The following is a 17,936-nucleotide window of genomic DNA, read 5'->3' as shown; positions in this document are numbered from 1 at the left end:
AAATAATTCCACGCGCATTGTGAGACGAATCGACTCGTATCATTACCCACTGAATCATTTTTCAATTCGTCTCAGCGTATAGTAGTATACTAGAGTTTAATATTCATTTTGTGAGGCGTTTATGCATAAATAAATAGACCTTGCAAAAAAATTTCAAAAAAAGATGATTTTTTAACAATTAGAAAATCATCTTTTTTAATTACCAAAATAAGAACATATGTACGATGTAGGGAAAAAGGGCATTTTTTCATCAATAATGTTCCCAAATTTATATTTGGGAACGTTTTTTATGGTAAAATAGAGAAAATAGAGGTGATTTTATGCAAAAGAATCCAAAACCTAAAATAATGAAAGACTTCTTAGTGTACTTAACAACAATCAAAGGAAAGTCCCAACGTACTCGAAAAGAATATGAATACGATCTCACTTTATTCTTTCATTTTCATTTAGCCATGCAAAATGATATAGATATCGCGCAAATAAACGAAATTAATATAGCTACTATTACAATAGAAGAAATCCGTGACATCACTTTGGAAGATCTCTATTTATTTATGGAATATTGTGAAGTACAACGTAATAATTCCGCTTCCGCAAGAGCGCGGAAAGTCGCTACCTTAAAATCGTTTTTCAAATACGTTAAAGGAAAGCGACGCCTTATTGAAGAAAATCCAGCAGAAGAGTTGGAAACACCAAAGATTGGTCGTAGAAAACCGATATATATGAATATGGACGAGGCGACACAGTTTATTGAGGGTATTCAACTACATGGCGCATCGCCACGGAATTATTGTATGATGATGTTTTTCTTAAATCTCGGTATTCGCGTATCTGAACTTTGCCAGCTCAATACATCATCTATACAAGGTCGTTATTTGACCGTAATCGGAAAAGGAAATAAAGAGCGCACAGTTTACTTAAATGATAGTTGCATGCAAGCGCTAAATAATTATGAACAGAGTGGGAAAACGCCATTCAAGGGGGAAGGAGAAGAACCTCTTTTTGTTTCGCAAAAAGGAACACGTTTTACACGACAAACAGTAGCCAAAATCGTTAAGCAAATCAATAAACAATCGGGTCTGCAAAAGGATAGGCTTACACCACATAAATTGCGTCATACATCAGCGACAATGATGTATAAAGCTGGGGCAGATATTCGTAGCTTACAACATATACTAGGTCACTCCAGTGTCGCTACAACCCAAATCTATACCCATATTGAGGACGAGCAATTGCAACATGTTTTGGAGAATAACCCTTTTAATATTGTTGATTAATAGCTAACGTAAGAGCATACGAACAAGTACGATGCATATATACAGAGTAGGGTCTAAAACTGAAGGGGGAAAATATATGATTTCATCATATCTTGAACAATTAAGTGTTACGAGAGAACAACTATTAAAGGAAATAGAAGTATTAAACGATGCTCAATTTAATCGAAAACCCGATGCAAACAGTTGGAGCATTGCTCAAATATGTCATCATTTAGTGCTAGTAGAAACTTCAACAATGAAGGCCATTTCATGGGGGTTAGCCTCTCAAGAAAATACCAATCCTGAACGGATCAATGTTGAACTAATGAAAGATCGAACAAAGAAGCTCGCAGCACCCAAAATTGTGGAACCGACAGAGGAACCATTCGCTGTCCAGCAAATGGTGACACTATTATATGAAACAAGAGCGAAACTAACGACATTTTTGCTTCAACTAGAAGAGCCGTCCTTACTTGCTAAAAAAGCTGTAAATCACCCAGCCTTCGGACCATTACCACTCAATCAATGGATTGAGCAAGTGTATTTGCATGAACAACGACACATTGAGCAAATACATGAAATGAAAGGAATTGTCATTTAAACTGTACTAGGAGTTACGATGAAGAAAAGAAAGCTAAAACCAATTATGAAAAACAGTTTGAAAGAACTAAGAAATTGTGTGTTAACAGAAATTATTTGGAATATCATTCTATGGATTCAAAGACAAATTTTCCGTTTACTAAAAAATATACTGTAAAATTGTATCAAAACCCGAGTTCTGTCGTTTCTTACACAGAAGTCGGGCTTTTTTAATTTACAATTCGTTATGAATATTTACTTGACGAACAGCATAATCTGTTATATATTAATTAAAAATAAAAACAACTGTTATAAAACAGTTTGTACAGGAGGAATAGTCTATGTCAAAGTATCGAGATGGTTATGAGTTTTATTGTGAAATGTGTGAACGTTATGGGCTAGAGCCAATTTCATTCCGTTATTACATTATCCAATTATCCCAGCAACAACTTTCAGCTTATAATATGCAAGCGAAACAACTAGGAATTTAAAATAATCGCAACAAAGGATGTGGTTGTAACGGACGCCAAAGTGAATAGTTTATGAAAAGCCCAGCCATACTAAATACATGGACTGGGCTTTGATTAATATGAAAGAAATTTCAGAAATATTATTGACTCGAGTTGATATCTGTTATATATTATTTATACAAATAAACAACTGTTATAGTACAAAGAGAAGAGGAAAATGGATGGCACACTATAGAGAAGGTTATGAGTTATATTGTAAAAAATGCGAGCAATTTAATTTAGAGCCTATCAATTTTTATTATTATATGAACAAGTTATCTCAGGAGCAATTAGAGTTCTACAATGAAGCTGCACACGAAAGGAAGTTATTGGCATGACGGACTATCGACAAGGCTATGAATTTTACAGACAAATATGTGATCAACATGGATTAGAACCCATAAACTTTCACTACTATATATTAAACTTATCACAAGAACAACTGGATGCTTATAATGAACAAGCAAAAATTGTGGGAGGTCAAATTGAATATGAAGTCTCTTAACATGTAAAAATGCCTTGCTGCCAGCTGCGACAGTAGGGCATTTTTAATTTTTTAAAGTACCGATTTTATTGTTTTAAAGGTAAATAGTATAATGATAGTTTTAATAGTAGTACAAATGTAATTATTGAGATTGGTAAATTGTCGAATGAAGTGCGTTTAAAGTCATTCTTTTTTGTCTAATTTATTGAAATCTATAAAATTAGATAATTGTAGATTATATATTTGGGTTGAATTAACTGCTTTTCTAAGACTATAATATAATTACATAAAAAAGGGCCAGCTACCACAACTTTATACCTCACTATTATGTAAAGAAAAAGTACTAAACCCTCTTATTTTAATGAACGGAGAATGAAAAATGATGAATATCACGCCTGGTATTATTAATCAAGTTAACTACAGCCTGAAAGAATTACAAGATATTTTTTCAGCAATGAATAGTTCGATCATTGTTGCTATTACAGATCGGACCGGAAAAATAACATTTGTTAATGATCATTTTTGTAAAATTTCGAAATATAAGCGTGAAGAACTAATTGGACAAGATCACCGTTTACTAAACTCCGGTTTCCATCCTAAATCTTTTTTTAGGGAAATGTGGAAAACAATTGGTAAAGGAGATATGTGGAATGGTGAGGTGTGCAATCGCGCTAAAGATGGTAGCTTATACTGGGTGAAAACAACAATCATTCCTTTCCTCGATGATAATAACAAACCTTATCAATATATTGCCATTCGAGTAGATATTACCGCACAAAAGGATATTAAGAAAATTACCCATATCGCTTATCATGATGAATTAACAGGGTTACCAAACCGTCGTAAGTTAGAACAACGTTTAGAAAATGAATTCCATCAATCTCGACGTACAGGTGAGAAGTTTGCGTTATTTTTCATTGATGTGAATCGTTTTAAAAACATAAATGATGGACTTGGCCACATCATCGGTGATATGTTCCTTGTGGAAATGGCAAATCGTATTCGTAATGTAGACTACACATCCAACTCTTTCTATCGCCACAATAGTGATGAATTCGTTATGATATTAAATGATGTTTCACGAATTGAAGAAATGGCAAAAGAAATAATTGGGGTTTTCGATGATAGCTTTATCGTAGACGCATACGAATTTTATGCAAGTATAAGTATTGGTATTAGTGTTTTTCCGGATCATGCCAATACAATAGAAGATTTATTAAAAAATGCTGATATAGCGATGTATGCTGCAAAATCAACTCGAGGCAATCAATATCGACTTTATAGACATAATATGGATGAGGCCAATGACAAGTGGTTACTACTTGAAACCAAACTACACCAAGCATTAAAAAAAGATATACTAGAACTACATTACCAGCCAAAAATCGATTTAAAAACAGATCGAGTTGTTGGAATGGAAGCTTTACTGCGTTGGTACGATCCTGAATTAGGACAAATGCCACCAGATCGTTTTATTCCGTTTGCTGAAGAATGTGGACTTGTCAATGATATTGGTGTTTGGGTATTACATAAAGCTTGTGCACAAGTATGTGCATGGAACAAAACATTTCATTCAAATTTAAGCGTTGCTGTCAATATATCTCCCATTCATATTAGCACACCTGGTTTTGTTGAAATGGTCCGTGATGTCATTGCGGGAACAAAAATCAATCCGCATTTATTAGAAATTGAAATTACAGAGATGAGTATGCTTGACTATACGGAAGATTTAATTGATACCATTGAACAGTTAAGAGCATTAGGGATTACTATTGCGTTAGACGATTTCGGAACAGGCTATTCATCCTTAAATTATTTAAAAAAATTCCCAGTAGATGTGTTAAAAATCGATCGCGCGTTTGTTCGTGATATTTTACCAGAGAAAACAGGGATTGCAATGATTTCTGCAATGATTTCGTTGGCACACGCTTTAAATCTTCAAGTAGTTGCAGAAGGTGTTGAAGAAGAGGCTGAATTAAATGTACTGCGTGAACATGGCTGTGATTTCGTACAAGGCTATTACTTCAGCAAACCACTATCGGTGCAAGACTTTACAACAACGATTTTAAATCAACCGCTAAAAAATAAATCTAGCTCCTAAATGGGGCTAGATTTATTTTTATAAATATAGTTTACATAATAATATTATTTTATATTGTTGCTACAAGAACATCATGGTATAATTTGGTTTTAACAAGTTGCATTCAAGGAATTTGATTGAATGAGAAAGAAACATGTTTTGTATAGCAAAACCTATTACTTAAACATTTAATATAATCACCTTTGCTCTTGTTAAAAGAACGATAGGCGTGCAAACAACAAGAATTACCAGCTAAATTAATTGCATTAAATCAAAACGATAATGAAATGGGAGTAGCTGCCAATAATATATACCTATTTTTAAATTTTTGTTTAAGTAAGACGTCAAAAATGTTAATAGGAGAATCCTGATGATTGAATTGAAAACAGAAAGATTAAGAATACTACCACTAAGTGCAGATAATCTAAGATTACTTATTGAGAATCCCAAAAAGTTAGAGCTACAATTATCTTTAAATGAATCAGGTCGTTTTCTAACTATGGAACTTCAACAAGCTATGGAAATTCGACTTACTAAGTTACTACGTGATAAGGAAAATTATATTTGGTATACCAATTGGGTCATCGTCTCGCATAGTCTAAATTGTAGTGTTGGAGGAATTATGTTAAAAGGACTTCCAAACAACCATGGTGAAGTCATAATTGGGTATTACACTTTACCTGAATATCAAGGAAACGGCTATATGACAGAAGCAATTGGAACAATGAAAAATTGGTTGTTAAATCAGCCTAATGTGAAGTTCGTTATAGCTGATACGGAAAAAGATAATATCGCATCCCATAGAGTATTAGAAAAGTCTGGTGCAAAACTGTATAAAGAAACAGATGCATTATATTATTGGAGATTTACGAAAAAATAATGACTTTAAAAAAAGAGCCTTCATATCAAAAAATGAAGACTCTTTTTGCTATAGCGAAATATAAAATGAATTATGAAAATAATAATGAGGTGAGAAAATGGGCAAATTTTTTGTACCGTCAAAAGGCGTACTGTCGTGGAAAGAATTCCTTGCTGATCCTATAAAGCAATGGAAAAAAGGATACTCTGCTTTTGAGTTAGCTGTTAGTTGGGGGAATGCGCATAATTTACCATACACCGTTGACAATGTATTTAAAAATAGCAACATTACTTTATTTCAAAATATTGAAGTATTATATGGGTTTCCTGAATACAAGGTGCCTTTACCTGGAGGAAATGCAAGTTCACAAAATGATCTTTATATACTCGCAAAAGCGCATAATGTACTTATCCCCATTATGATAGAAGGGAAAGTAGCAGAACCTTTTGGAAAAACCGTTGATAGCTGGTTAGGAGACAACCCAAGTGAAGGAAAAAGGAAAAGATTAGCTTATCTACTCCAATTATTTACTTTAGAAGAAGAGTCGGTGAAAAAAATAAGGTATCAGTTATTACATCGAGCAGCATCCGCTTTAATAGAAGCGAACCGAGTAAATGCTTGTAATGCACTAATGCTAATCCACTCTTTTAGCAAGACCGCCGCATGGTTTGAAGATTTCGTAGCATTTGTTGAGCTATTTCATATTTCCCCGAAGCAAAATACGATTGTTGGTCCAGTGCAGTTTCAAAATGTAAATTTGTATTTTTGTTGGATAACAGATGTAAATAATATTTAAGTGGGTGCTTTTACGAGCATAATGTAAAATTAACTGAATAATAGGCATCGGATTTTACGAGCTCGTTTGCCTACACGCTAAGACTTCATTACTTTTTAATGAGGTCTTTTCCTATTCAATAGATGCACATACTTTACCACTATCCAAAATATAAATATAGAATATTCTGTTAACTGGTGTTAAAATGACCATTATACACATATAGTACAAGTTATAAGTCCTCTGTGTTCGCATTTTTTCAAGGAGGTATTCATGATAAATAAAAATGATTACGACAATGTTGCCTTTAACCAAATGGAAATGCTTCGAAATGAGATTAATCGGACTACAATGAATCGAAAGTTGGTCAATAAAATTGATAACTATTATGTACTTTGTATCTACGAACAACAGAAAATAGCGAGTAATGATCAAGCGACAAAAGCGATTACATGGACTAAAAATGTGATATCGAACTCGTTTGTTATTTGGGATCGTACCTATAAAGAGAGTGAACAGTTATTTATGAACTTACGAATTTCTTCTAGAAATCGTGTTATCACTGAAATAGCTAAAAACATCGTTTCGTTTTTACTGCAAAATTATGAGGACCAGCTAAATGAAACACAGAAGCAGACTTTGATGCATCATAACGAACTTCATTACGAGAGATATATTCATCGAATGGAGCAAATGATTAAAGCAAATACATTTCTAGGAGAAGATAATGCGTGGGAAGAGTTTTGCTCGTGGTTTCAAGTCTACTTAACAGAGTGGGTACTGGAAGAACTAGAAAGTACATTAGGCTCTGAAAAGGTACATCAAATGAGCAGTCAGGAATTAAATCACGTATTTTTTCAGCAAATAACGAAAAATCTATCAACTAATGAGGCATTTATTTCAAAATATACAAATATCGTCAATCATTATATGGCGCAATGGTTTCATACTATTATTGCATTAATGAAGCTCACGAATTTAAATGCACAAGAAATTGCTTCCATGCTTCAAATCGCAAACTCAAATCACGAGGATACCTTGCCACATAGTAAAAATCTAATCTTGTCATTAGGGGTAGAACAGCATCTCCATGTTATGAATAATGCACCGTATCAGTATGTCCGAGAAGCATTATATAAAAATAGTTTTCAATCTATTGACAATACGCCTTGGCCGACTACAGCTTTAGTCAAAGGGAATGTAGAAGGCATCATTCAATTACGTCCTTATCTATATACTGATGGCTCTATCGACACGCATACAATGATAGAACAAGCCCAAAATCTAGCACAAAGTTTAACAGATTTAGACGTTGATATGTTTGATGCTTTATGTAGTATCTTTCTATCTAAAGCAAGGTATACAGAAGATATTATTGAAATCCACTTTAATGATTTATTGAGGATTCGTGGTTTAAAGCCGAAATTAGGAGGCGAAGGGCGACGAGGTGGGTATGAGCAACAACAAAAAGACAAAGTTTTGCAATCGCTTACAAAAATTCAGAGCTTATGGCTTGAATTAAATAAAGCTACTATTTATGAAAAAGGTAAGCCTGTTCAAACACAACTACAAGGACGAACATTTCTTTTTATCGATGAATACCGAAATGAATATAATATTGCCCATATAGATAATCAAAAAACATTTACAGTTACAGTCGATAAAGTTTTTACAAAGTATCTTTATGGCTCTGGAAGACAAATTGCTTTGTTACCGATTCAAACGTTACATTACAACCCCTATAGTCAAAAGTGGGAAAAAAGATTGGCACGCTATTTGAGTTGGCGTTGGCGAACGCAAGCAAGAAAGGGCGATTTCTTACAGCCAAATAAAATCAGAACATTGCTAGAAACAATTGGAGAAAATATCAATGAACGTACACCCTCTCGCACGAGAGATCGCTTTGAAAAAGCGCTGGATCAATTACTCGAAGATGGCGTTCTTTCTGCATGGCATTATCATAAATGGGATGAATCCATTGCCAATCATAAGGGATGGGTGCGCTTATGGTTAGATGCTACGATTCTTGTTGAACCACCAGAACTTATAAAAGAACAATACCGCTCCATTGAAAAGACAAAAAATACAACACATTCTGCAATTGGTTTCCAAGATAGCGTACAACATACAGAAAAAGGGGCTACTATTGGCCATCAATTGCGAGCCATACGCAAACAATTTAATCTATCGCTTTTACAAGTTTCTGAAGAACTTGAAATTTCACCTTCATATATAAGTAATATCGAGCGAGGTATCAAAACCCCTTCTGTCAAAATTCAAAACAGCATTAAGCGATGGCTTCAAAAATTTCATTAAAGAATATTGTATTTGCATAAAGCTGCCTATCTATCGTTTGAATACGGTATATAGGGAGCTTTTTTTATACCACCTATATCCTCTTTTTTGTTGTGTGATAATCTTCATTTTGCAGTTTTTACTGTTATCCTCCCCTTAAGTCGAGGTCATCGTGTGTAGATGTCGTGGTTAATGTGTGCATTAAAGAAAATAAAAATATTTTAACCCTTGCCTTGCCTATGCTTTTCACCTATTTTTCTTTTTTTCACTCCCTAATAATTAAATTATTTTACAGCTTCTTTTTTTCATTGTCTTGAAAGCACGTTCGATACAATGGACAACATAATCAAAGTGATTTTCTATTATTCGAAACCGAGGTGAAATAATGAAGAAAGAATTGAAAGCTTATGAATCGCTAGAACCTTTGTTTAATCCAAAGTCTGTGGCAGTACTGGGCGCCTCTACCAATCCATATAAAATTGGCTATATTCAATTGAAAGCGCTAATAGATGGTGGATTTAAGGGAGATATTTATCCAATTAATCCGAAAGCTAGTGAAATAGAAGGCCTGCCATGCTACCCTTCGATCACAGCTGTGCCTGATGACGTAGATTTAGCCATATTTTGTGTAGGGGCAGAGCACATTCAGGATAATCTCCAAGTATGTGCCAAAAAGAAAGTGAAAGCTGCCATTATTTTCGCATCTGGTTTCGCTGAAATTGGTGAAGAAGGGGTCATGTTACAACAAGATTTAGCGACCATTGCGAAAGAACATGGCATTCGTATTATTGGCCCGAACTGTGTAGGGCTAGTGAACACAACGAATGGTATGATTGGCACATTTTCACCAGCGATTTTGGCAGTGCCATTGCATGAAGAAAAAGCAGTAGGCTACGTTTCCCAAAGTGGAGCATTTGGCGTGTTAACATATATGGCCGCTGCACAAAAAGGGTTAAGCTTTAATTATTTTGCAAGTGTCGGCAACGAAATGGAAACAGAATTTTCGGATGTAGTGGAATATATGATTCATGATCCCAAAACAAAAGTGATTACAGGCTATTTAGAAGGGGCCAAAGATATTAAAAAGCTTCGACGTTTAGCAAAAGAAGCGCTAAATCGCAAAAAGCCAATCGCGTTAATGAAAACGGGCAGAAGTACAGCTGGCAGTAGAGCAGCCGCTTCCCATACAGGCTCCTTAGCTGGTTCAGATTTAATTTATGATGCATTTTTTAGACAAAGTGGCATTGTCAGGGTCGATGATTATGAAGATATTATTACTTTTTCAAAATTATTTTTATCCAATCGACTACCACAAGGAAAAAATACGGTGTTAATTACTAGTTCTGGTGGACGGGGCATTAACGAAGCAGATCGCTGCGAAGGTTTAGGATTAAACATTATACCACTAAGTGAAAAGACGAAGACAGAGATTAAAAAGCACATTCCTTCTTTCGGAAGTGCCAGCAATCCAATCGACTTAACGGCAGCCGCTTCAGTAACCAATCCCGAGCTGTATATCGCGCCATTACGCGCACTCATTGCTGATCCAGAAGTGCATAATATTATTTTAACGGAATTTCCATTGTACTGGGAAGCGGATAATCCATACCTTCAGGAGTTTATTGAGCTATGTAAAAACTCGGATAAATTCGTTTTTATTACAACATTCCCATTGGACGGTATGTCTGTTCCTAAAGGGAAAGAGACGCTAGAGAAAAATGGCATTCCCGTTATACCAGGTGATTTAAATCCAATTAAAGGTTTAGCGAAGCTTGTGGAATATAGCGAAAGTTATCGAAAGCATCAGCAAAAAATGCGCCAACAAGAGGACACGACAATCAAGCGGATAGACATTGCACATATCCGTGGAACAACACTAAGCGAAGCACAAGCGACTGACATACTCGATGTCTATGGCATTCCAACAACGAAACGTACGGTGGCTACTACGGCAGAGGAAGCGGTCCAATTTGCCAATGCCATTGGATATCCCGTTGTCTTAAAAGTCGATTCAGCAGATATCCCTCATAAAACAGAAGCCGATGCTATTCGTCTTAATGTACAATCAGCGAACGAAGTAATGAAAGCGTTTACTGAAATTTATCACAATGCGAAAACCTATAAAGCAGATGCGCAGATCAATGGCATTGCCGTACAAGAAATGCTACCAGAAGGAACAGAGGTGATTATTGGTGCGACAAAAGACCCAAATTTCGGTCCTGTCGTGATGTTTGGATTAGGCGGTATTTTTGTTGAAGTCTTTAAAGATATTTCATTTAGGGTCGCACCACTAACGAGAGCTGATGCCGTTGAAATGATTGAAGAAGTAAAAGGGAAAGCGCTTTTAAAAGGAGCACGTGGCAAAGCACAGAGTGATATCGAAGCCATTATTGATGTCTTACTCAAGGTATCGCAGCTTGTTACCGAAAATGAAGCGGTGATAGAAGAATTAGACATCAATCCATTAATTGTTTACGAAGACGGTGTAAAGGCGGCGGACGCGATGATTGTCATCAATAAAGATGTTTTTGAAAAGTCAGTAGTCGGGAGGTAAATAGATGGAACTAGATCAACGTTTAATTGGTTTAACAGGACCACACTATGTTTTTGAAGTAGAAAAAAGGCATATTCGACAGTTTGCAGAAGCTATCGGCGATCCAAATCCATTATACGTAGATGAAGCCTTTGCTAAATCAAGCATTTACGGGGGTATTATTGCGCCCCCGAGCTTTCCAGTTGCGATTGGTGCTGACAGTGGACAGGGCATTCACTTGCCATTGGATTATAGTCGCATGCTACATGGTGAGCAAGAGTTTATTTATCAGCGTCCAATTCGCTCTGGGGATCGTTTGCATTGTCAAATGAAGGTAACAAACGTCTACGAGAAAGAAGGAAAAAATGGACCGATGCAGTTTTTAGTAATGGATACAGAAATGAAAGATGAAAACGGTGAGCTTGTCGTAATTAGTCGCACCAATATCATTTATCGCGCATTAGCCAATAGTAAAGCATAACAATACTGTTGAACGAAGATTTACGCTCTTCGTTCAACTTTCACTCGATAACTAAGGGGGAAATATCATGCTTCAATTCAAAGAATTACAACAAGGACAAAAGCTGGAACCACTTGTAAAGCCTGCTGTTACAAAAGTTCAGCTTGTCAAGTATGCGGGTGCATCAGGGGATTTTAATCCTTTACATACAGATGATGCATTTGCTCAAAGTATAGGAATGCCTGGCGTGATTGCACATGGAATGCTTGTCATGGGCTTTCTTGGCCAATACGTTATGGAACTTGCTGGTACATCTGCTACGCTCACGAATTTTAACATGCGTTTTGGTGCGATGACGAGACCTGGTGATGAAATTACCTGCTTGGCTATCGTCAAAAAAATTTACCAAGAACAAGCAAAACAATTCGTTGATTTGGATTTGTATGCGGAGAAAGCACCAGGGAAAATTGTAGGGTTTGGTGAAGCGACATTACAACTGATTGAACTATAGGAAACAAGGAGGTTGCAATATGGCTACTATTAAAGATCGCTATGCCATTGTGGGGGTAGGCGAAAGTGAACGTTCAAAAAATTCTGGTACAACACCTTTACATTTAGCATTAGACGCTGCACGAGCTGCATTAAAAGATGCAGGTTTAGAAGCGCGAGAAATTGATGGTTTTATGAGCTACTCGGAAAATGATTCTTGTACGTCCCATCAATTAGCAACCTATTTAGGAGTACGACCAAAATATGTAAAAGATATTATGGGCGGCGGCAGTAGTACAGAGATGTTAATTGCGGATGCCATTGGCTTAATTGAAACAGGTCAAGTTAATACCGTTTTAATCTATCGTGCGATGAATGGTCGTTCTGGCGTTCGTATGGGCGGCGGTGGCTGGGATGTCAATATGCTACAAGGTGCGATGGATGGCGGAAGCTTTTTTATTCCGTATGGAGCTGGTGGACCAGGGCAATGGTTCGGTTTATTTGCAACGCGCCATATGCAACAAACTGGCATTACACAAGAACATTTAGGGCATGTCTGTGTAAGCTTTTATGAACATGCTCAACGTAATCCGAAAGCGTTCTTCTATGGGAAACCTTTATCGATGGAAGAGTATTTAAAAACACCTCATTTAAGCTATCCATTCACGAAACATGATTTTTGCCTAGAATCAGATGAAGCCAATGCGATTATCGTCACATCCGCTGAAAAAGCAAAGGATTGCAAGTCAAAACCTGTCTATATTATGGGCATCGAAGCGAGACGCACGGTATCACATGCGCATTATTGGACGAATTTAGATGAAGTGGCATCTGACTTTGTAGCGCCTTCTCTTTATAAAAAAGCTGGGGTGACACCACAAGATATTCAGGTCGCTTCAATTTATGATTGCTTTAGTTGGGTTGTATTACGGCAGTTAGAAGCCTACGGTTTTGCAGCACGTGGCGAAGTAGGTGATTTCGTTGCCAGTGGCAACCTAAAAATGGGGGGTAAGCTACCAACGAATACAGCAGGCGGCATGCTTTCAGAAGGCTATACACATGGTATGAACAATGTGCTGGAAATTGTTCGTCAAATTCGGCATGACTATCAAGGAACAGATCGACAGGTGAAAAATTGTGAAATCGGTATTTGTACTGGTTGGTCTGGTCCTGATATTGCAGGGGCAATGATTTTAAGAAACTAGGAGGGAAAGTCATGTATCAAAAACCAATTCCACTGAAAACACAAGATAATCAACCATATTGGGATGCGGCGGATCGTCATGCGTTAATGCTACAAAAATGTGCAACATGCAATGCCTATAACCACCCGCCAGGTCCAGCTTGTGCAAAATGCGGGTCCACTGCACTGAACTGGGAAAGCCAAGGTTGTCATATTACAGGAACAATTTATTCCTATGTAGTGTCCTATAGACCTTTCCTGCCAGGCTTTCAAGACGATTTGCCGACGATTATTGCGGTCGTACAGTTAGACCATTTACAAGCGGTTAAGATAATCGGCAATGTGCTAGATTGTCCACCAGAAGTAATAAAAATCGGCATGCCTGTGAAAATGATATGGCAAGATATTACGGAAGATCGTGCGCTTCCTCAATGGATACAAGCTTAAGTAAATCTAAAATATTCATAGAAAGGGATGATTCGATGGATTTTTCATTTACGGAAAAGGAAGAACAATTTCGTCAAGAGTTAAGAACGTGGTTGGCAGCGAACTTACCTGATGGATGGTTGCAAGGAGATGTACAGCTAGATAAAGAATCGAAAGCATACGAGTTATTTTTACGAGATTGGCAAAAGAAACTGTATGAAGGTGGTTGGGCTGCGATTGCCTGGCCTAAACAATACGGTGGCCGCAATGCGACATTGATGGAAGAAATTGTTTATCAACAAGAAATGGTACGGGTGAAAGCGCCACCGTTAATTAATTATGTGGGGCTCCATATGGTTGCGCCGACTTTAATGCAAATCGGTTCACAAGAACAAAAAGAAAAATACATTGAAAAGATTATTACAGGGGAAGAAGTTTGGTGCCAAGGCTATTCAGAGCCAAATGCAGGTTCAGATGTAGCCGCTATTCAAACGACTGCCGTAAAAGATGGGGATCGTTGGATTATTAATGGGCAAAAGGTTTGGACGAGTTTCGGTCATGTGGCGGATCGTTGCTTTTTAATTACAAGAACGAGCCGATTCGAGAAAAAACATAAAGGCATTACGGTGTTCTTGTTAGATATGCACCAGCCAGGAGTGGAAACGCGACCAATTGTTTCAATGGATGGTCAAAAAGATTTTAATGAAGTGTATTTAAATGATGCTGTCGCTTACGATGCCGAAATTATCGGTCAAGTAGATGAAGGCTGGAAAGTAATCATTGCACTGCTAATGCATGAAAGAACGGGAATTGGTGGTCAAGTATTTACGTTAGAACAACAATTTCATGATTTAGTGGCATTAGCGAAGGACTTAAATGATGATGATGAGCCACTGATCAAAAATCCATTTATTCGAAAAACAATGGTGGACTTGTATACTCGTTCTCGTGGTTCCCTGTTAAATTATTATCGTAATTTAACGAAGCAATTAAAAAATGGTCATCCTGGTGCAGAAAGCTCGATGGATAAGCTGCTTGTAAGTGAATTGACGAAAGAACTGTTTGCTCAAGCCATTTCGATGCAAGGTCATCATGGCATCCTATGGAAAGAAAATGCATTGATTGATCGCTCCTATTGGCAGGACAATTATTTATACTCTTTCGGTCAGACGATTGGTGGGGGCACAAGTGAAATACAAAAGAATACCATTGCTGAAAGAATACTAGGTTTACCAAAGGATATGGGTCGATAATATTGCGGGGGTGGCTAATATGGATTTTTCGTTAAATCAAGAACAAGAAATGTTTCGAAGTTATGTACGCAAATATTTAGATGATGTCGGTCAAACAAAAGTGGCACGTGAGTTTACCGAAGGCAACACTAGTTCATTTCAGAAGCTGTATGCTGGCTTAGCTGAGCTAGGCTGTACGAGTGTCAATGTGTCTGAAGCGTATGGCGGTATGGGGCTAGGTCAGTTAGATTTAGTGCCTATTCTAGAAGAGACGGGTCGCGCATTGCTACCAGGGTTATTTTTAGAAACAAACGCTTTAGTTGTACCATTATTGGAGCAATTCGGTACAGCGCAGCAAAAAGCGAAATACTTATCAGCAATTGCGAGCGGCGACCATACGTTTACAGTGGCATGGTTGGAGCCTGGCGGTAACTACAAGCCATCTAATGTGCAAGTACATGGCACATTAGATGGAGACGTTCTTACGTTAAATGGGGTGAAAACGTTAGTGCCTGATGTAGAGCTAGCAAATAGCTTGCTTGTTCTAGTGCGAACGGCAGAAGGGCAAGACAAGCAAGGAATATCACTTGTAATCGTTGATTGTGATGAGGCGTCTATGCAAATGCAATGTCAAAAAAATATGGATGAAACACGTTTGCTTGCAGAAGTGACGTTTCATAATGTGCAAGTATCCAGTCAGCAAATTGTGGGCACTGTTCATCAAGGATGGGACGCATTGCAAGAAAGTCTATTATCATTTAATGCAGCGCTTTGTTCTACTATTGTTGGCAGTGTAGAAAAAATTGTAGAAACGGCAGTTGAATATGCCACGATTCGTGAGCAGTTTAACCAACCAATCGGCAGATTTCAAGCAATTAAACATCGCTTAGTCGATATGAAAATGGATTTAGAAACAGCTCGTTCATTAGCTTATTATGCAAACTGGGCAATAGAAAGTAATGCGGAAGATAAAGTTGAAGCGGTTTCAAGTGCGCGCTTATTTGCAACAGAAGCATTTATAAAAGTTGCATCTCAAAGCATTCAAATTCATGGTGGCATCGGCTTTACAGAAGAAATTGATTGTCATCTTTATGTGAAAAGAGCGCGTTTCTATGAAAATTACCTTGGCAGTACACAGCAATATTATGAGCAGACAGCAGTGGCATTAGGTTGGTAGCATCCAACTGGTTTTCTGCTTCTTAACCGTTAGCAACGGCATCGTTTTCCTAATGGAAAGGAAGTCATCTTGTATTTGAAAGGGTGGGAAAAATATTGAAAACAATGAATACTGTAAAAGACTATCAAAATGTCATTAACGGTAAAGTCATTCCATCATCTTCAGGTAATAAAATGGATAGCTATAATCCAGCAACAGGTAAGGTTTGGGCGACCATTCCTTGTAGCACGGTTGAAGATGTAGACGCGACAGTACATGCCGCTCGAACAGCCCTGCCAGATTGGTCAGCTCTTCCTGCTAGTGAAAGAGCGGGTTATTTACGACGTATTGGTGATGCCATTGCCCAATATGGAGATGAATTGGCTGAACTGGAAACAAAAGATAATGGCTGGGTAATACGGGAAACGAAGTACGGACTTATGCCGGTACTCGCAAATATGTGGTATGATGCGGCCGCTGCTGCTATTCATATAGGGAGTAAAGGGGAAACCGTGCAACTTGGGCCAAATACAATAGGGTTTACAATACGGGAACCTTTTGGCGTTGTCGTCGGTATTATTCCTTGGAATTCAGCTTTATGGACATTTACGGTGAAAGCCGCGGCTGCCCTTGCAGGTGGAAACACGGTTATTATTAAACCATCAGAGTTGGCAGCAGCAGCCCCGCTTCGCTACGGTGAAATTCTTCAAAGTATCTTACCACCAGGCGTCTTAAATGTTATTTCGGGTACAGGTGCGGAAGTAGGCGATGCGCTTGTACGACATCCAAACGTGAACAAAGTGAGTTTAACAGGATCAGGAAGAACGGCACAGGCAATCGCGCAGTCCACTGCACAAAACCCTAAGTCGATGGTTTTAGAATTAGGTGGGAAGTCACCTAATATTGTTTTCGAGGATGCAGATTTAGCGAAAGCAGCCAATGGTGTCACGGTCAATGGGATTTTTACCGGTAATGCAGGGCAACTTTGCGTTGGCGGTTCTCGGATTTTAATTCAACGTTCTATTTTAAATCAAATGATTGCTTTGATGAAAGAGGAAATCGCTACGCATATTCAGTTGGGCGATACCTTAAACATGCAAACACCTATGGGACCCGTTGCCAATGAGATGCAATATAAAAAAGTTTGTTCGTATATTGAGCTTGGGCAACAAGAAGGCGGAGAAATCCTGATTGGTGGACGCTTCGGCGGTGCTAACTTATTATCAGGTCAAGATACATTGGCGGAAGGCTATTGGATTGAACCGACCTTAATCAAAGTAGAGGGTAATAACTTACATGTATGCCAAGAAGAAATTTTCGGACCCGTTGCCGTGGTAATCCCATTTGATACGGAAGAAGAAGCACTGGCGATTGCAAATGATACAGAATACGGATTAGGAGCTGGTATTTGGACATCCGATTTAAATCGTGCACATCGCATGATTCGCGCAATCGAATCGGGCAATGTTTGGGTCAATACGTACCGAATCGTTGGCACAGAATTACCATTTGGCGGTCAAAAAGCGAGCGGTTTTGGGACAGACTCTGTACGCGAATTTACACGAGAAAAAACGTGTTATATCCAAATTGGCTAGTATGGAGCAAACCAAAAATAGGTAG

Annotated in this window: 17 protein-coding genes; all 17 read left to right on the top strand. The window is 37.7% G+C overall.

The genetic code is table 11. The features are described 5' to 3' along the window. Window positions 1-320 precede the first annotated feature (320 nt). The 17 genes from MHH88_RS10820 to MHH88_RS10740 all read left to right on the top strand — a co-directional run bounded on the left by MHH88_RS10820 (window position 321) and on the right by MHH88_RS10740 (window position 17,911). On the top strand, window positions 321-1,277 hold the full coding sequence (locus MHH88_RS10820) for a tyrosine recombinase XerC (protein WP_339262937.1): 957 nt from the start codon (window positions 321-323) through the stop codon (window positions 1,275-1,277). Between the two features lie 76 nt (window positions 1,278-1,353). Continuing rightward, window positions 1,354-1,857: a DinB family protein gene (locus tag MHH88_RS10815; RefSeq protein WP_339262935.1), complete on the top strand. Its 504-nt coding sequence runs from the start codon at window positions 1,354-1,356 to the stop codon at window positions 1,855-1,857. Window positions 1,858-2,176: 319 nt separating this feature from the next. After that, entirely contained in the window at window positions 2,177-2,326 is a 150-nt protein-coding gene (locus tag MHH88_RS10810) for a hypothetical protein (protein ID WP_024361697.1), read from the top strand. 200 nt (window positions 2,327-2,526) lie between these two features. Next, the gene (locus MHH88_RS10805) at window positions 2,527-2,682 is read left to right on the top strand and encodes a transcriptional regulator (protein ID WP_069512591.1); all 156 of its coding nucleotides are present in this window, start codon (window positions 2,527-2,529) and stop codon (window positions 2,680-2,682) included. After that, entirely contained in the window at window positions 2,679-2,849 is a 171-nt protein-coding gene (locus MHH88_RS10800) for a hypothetical protein (protein ID WP_024361699.1), read from the top strand. Before MHH88_RS10805 ends, MHH88_RS10800 begins: the two co-directional genes overlap by 4 nt. A gap of 358 nt (window positions 2,850-3,207) precedes the next feature. After that, window positions 3,208-4,929, top strand: a complete 1,722-nt coding sequence (locus tag MHH88_RS10795; RefSeq protein ID WP_339262932.1) for an EAL domain-containing protein — start codon at window positions 3,208-3,210, stop codon at window positions 4,927-4,929. A 349-nt stretch (window positions 4,930-5,278) separates the two neighbouring features. Beyond that, window positions 5,279-5,788 carry a GNAT family N-acetyltransferase gene (locus MHH88_RS10790; RefSeq protein ID WP_339262930.1) on the top strand — a complete coding sequence of 170 codons (510 nt, stop codon included), beginning with the start codon at window positions 5,279-5,281 and terminating at the stop codon, window positions 5,786-5,788. Window positions 5,789-5,885: 97 nt separating this feature from the next. Next, a complete protein-coding gene (locus MHH88_RS10785) occupies window positions 5,886-6,563 on the top strand; it encodes a hypothetical protein (RefSeq protein WP_339262928.1) in 678 nt (225 codons plus the stop codon). Between the two features lie 252 nt (window positions 6,564-6,815). Further along, window positions 6,816-8,858, top strand: a complete 2,043-nt coding sequence (locus tag MHH88_RS10780) for a helix-turn-helix transcriptional regulator (RefSeq protein WP_339262926.1) — start codon at window positions 6,816-6,818, stop codon at window positions 8,856-8,858. A gap of 364 nt (window positions 8,859-9,222) precedes the next feature. Then, on the top strand, window positions 9,223-11,391 hold the full coding sequence (locus MHH88_RS10775) for an acetate--CoA ligase family protein (protein ID WP_339262925.1): 2,169 nt from the start codon (window positions 9,223-9,225) through the stop codon (window positions 11,389-11,391). Between the two features lie 4 nt (window positions 11,392-11,395). After that, window positions 11,396-11,851, top strand: a complete 456-nt coding sequence (locus MHH88_RS10770) for a MaoC family dehydratase N-terminal domain-containing protein (protein WP_339262923.1) — start codon at window positions 11,396-11,398, stop codon at window positions 11,849-11,851. Between the two features lie 67 nt (window positions 11,852-11,918). Then, window positions 11,919-12,341 (top strand): MaoC/PaaZ C-terminal domain-containing protein, encoded by a 423-nt coding sequence (locus MHH88_RS10765; RefSeq protein WP_339262922.1) that lies wholly within the window; start codon window positions 11,919-11,921, stop codon window positions 12,339-12,341. Between the two features lie 19 nt (window positions 12,342-12,360). Next, window positions 12,361-13,524, top strand: coding sequence for a thiolase (locus MHH88_RS10760; protein WP_339262920.1), 1,164 nt, complete (start codon window positions 12,361-12,363; stop codon window positions 13,522-13,524). Window positions 13,525-13,535: 11 nt separating this feature from the next. Beyond that, window positions 13,536-13,949 (top strand): OB-fold domain-containing protein, encoded by a 414-nt coding sequence (locus MHH88_RS10755; RefSeq protein ID WP_069512601.1) that lies wholly within the window; start codon window positions 13,536-13,538, stop codon window positions 13,947-13,949. After that, window positions 13,934-15,181, top strand: a complete 1,248-nt coding sequence (locus tag MHH88_RS10750; protein WP_339262919.1) for an acyl-CoA dehydrogenase family protein — start codon at window positions 13,934-13,936, stop codon at window positions 15,179-15,181. Before MHH88_RS10755 ends, MHH88_RS10750 begins: the two co-directional genes overlap by 16 nt. A 19-nt stretch (window positions 15,182-15,200) precedes the next feature. Beyond that, entirely contained in the window at window positions 15,201-16,337 is a 1,137-nt protein-coding gene (locus tag MHH88_RS10745) for an acyl-CoA dehydrogenase family protein (protein ID WP_339262917.1), read from the top strand. 104 nt (window positions 16,338-16,441) lie between these two features. Then, a complete protein-coding gene (locus tag MHH88_RS10740) occupies window positions 16,442-17,911 on the top strand; it encodes an aldehyde dehydrogenase family protein (RefSeq protein WP_339263044.1) in 1,470 nt (489 codons plus the stop codon). The last annotated feature ends 25 nt before the right edge of the window (window positions 17,912-17,936 follow it).

The sequence above is a fragment of the Lysinibacillus sp. FSL K6-3209 genome (assembly GCF_037976175.1).
GTDB classification, from domain to species: domain Bacteria; phylum Bacillota; class Bacilli; order Bacillales_A; family Planococcaceae; genus Lysinibacillus; species Lysinibacillus sphaericus_D.
This window is presented reverse-complemented; position numbering and strand designations above follow the sequence as displayed.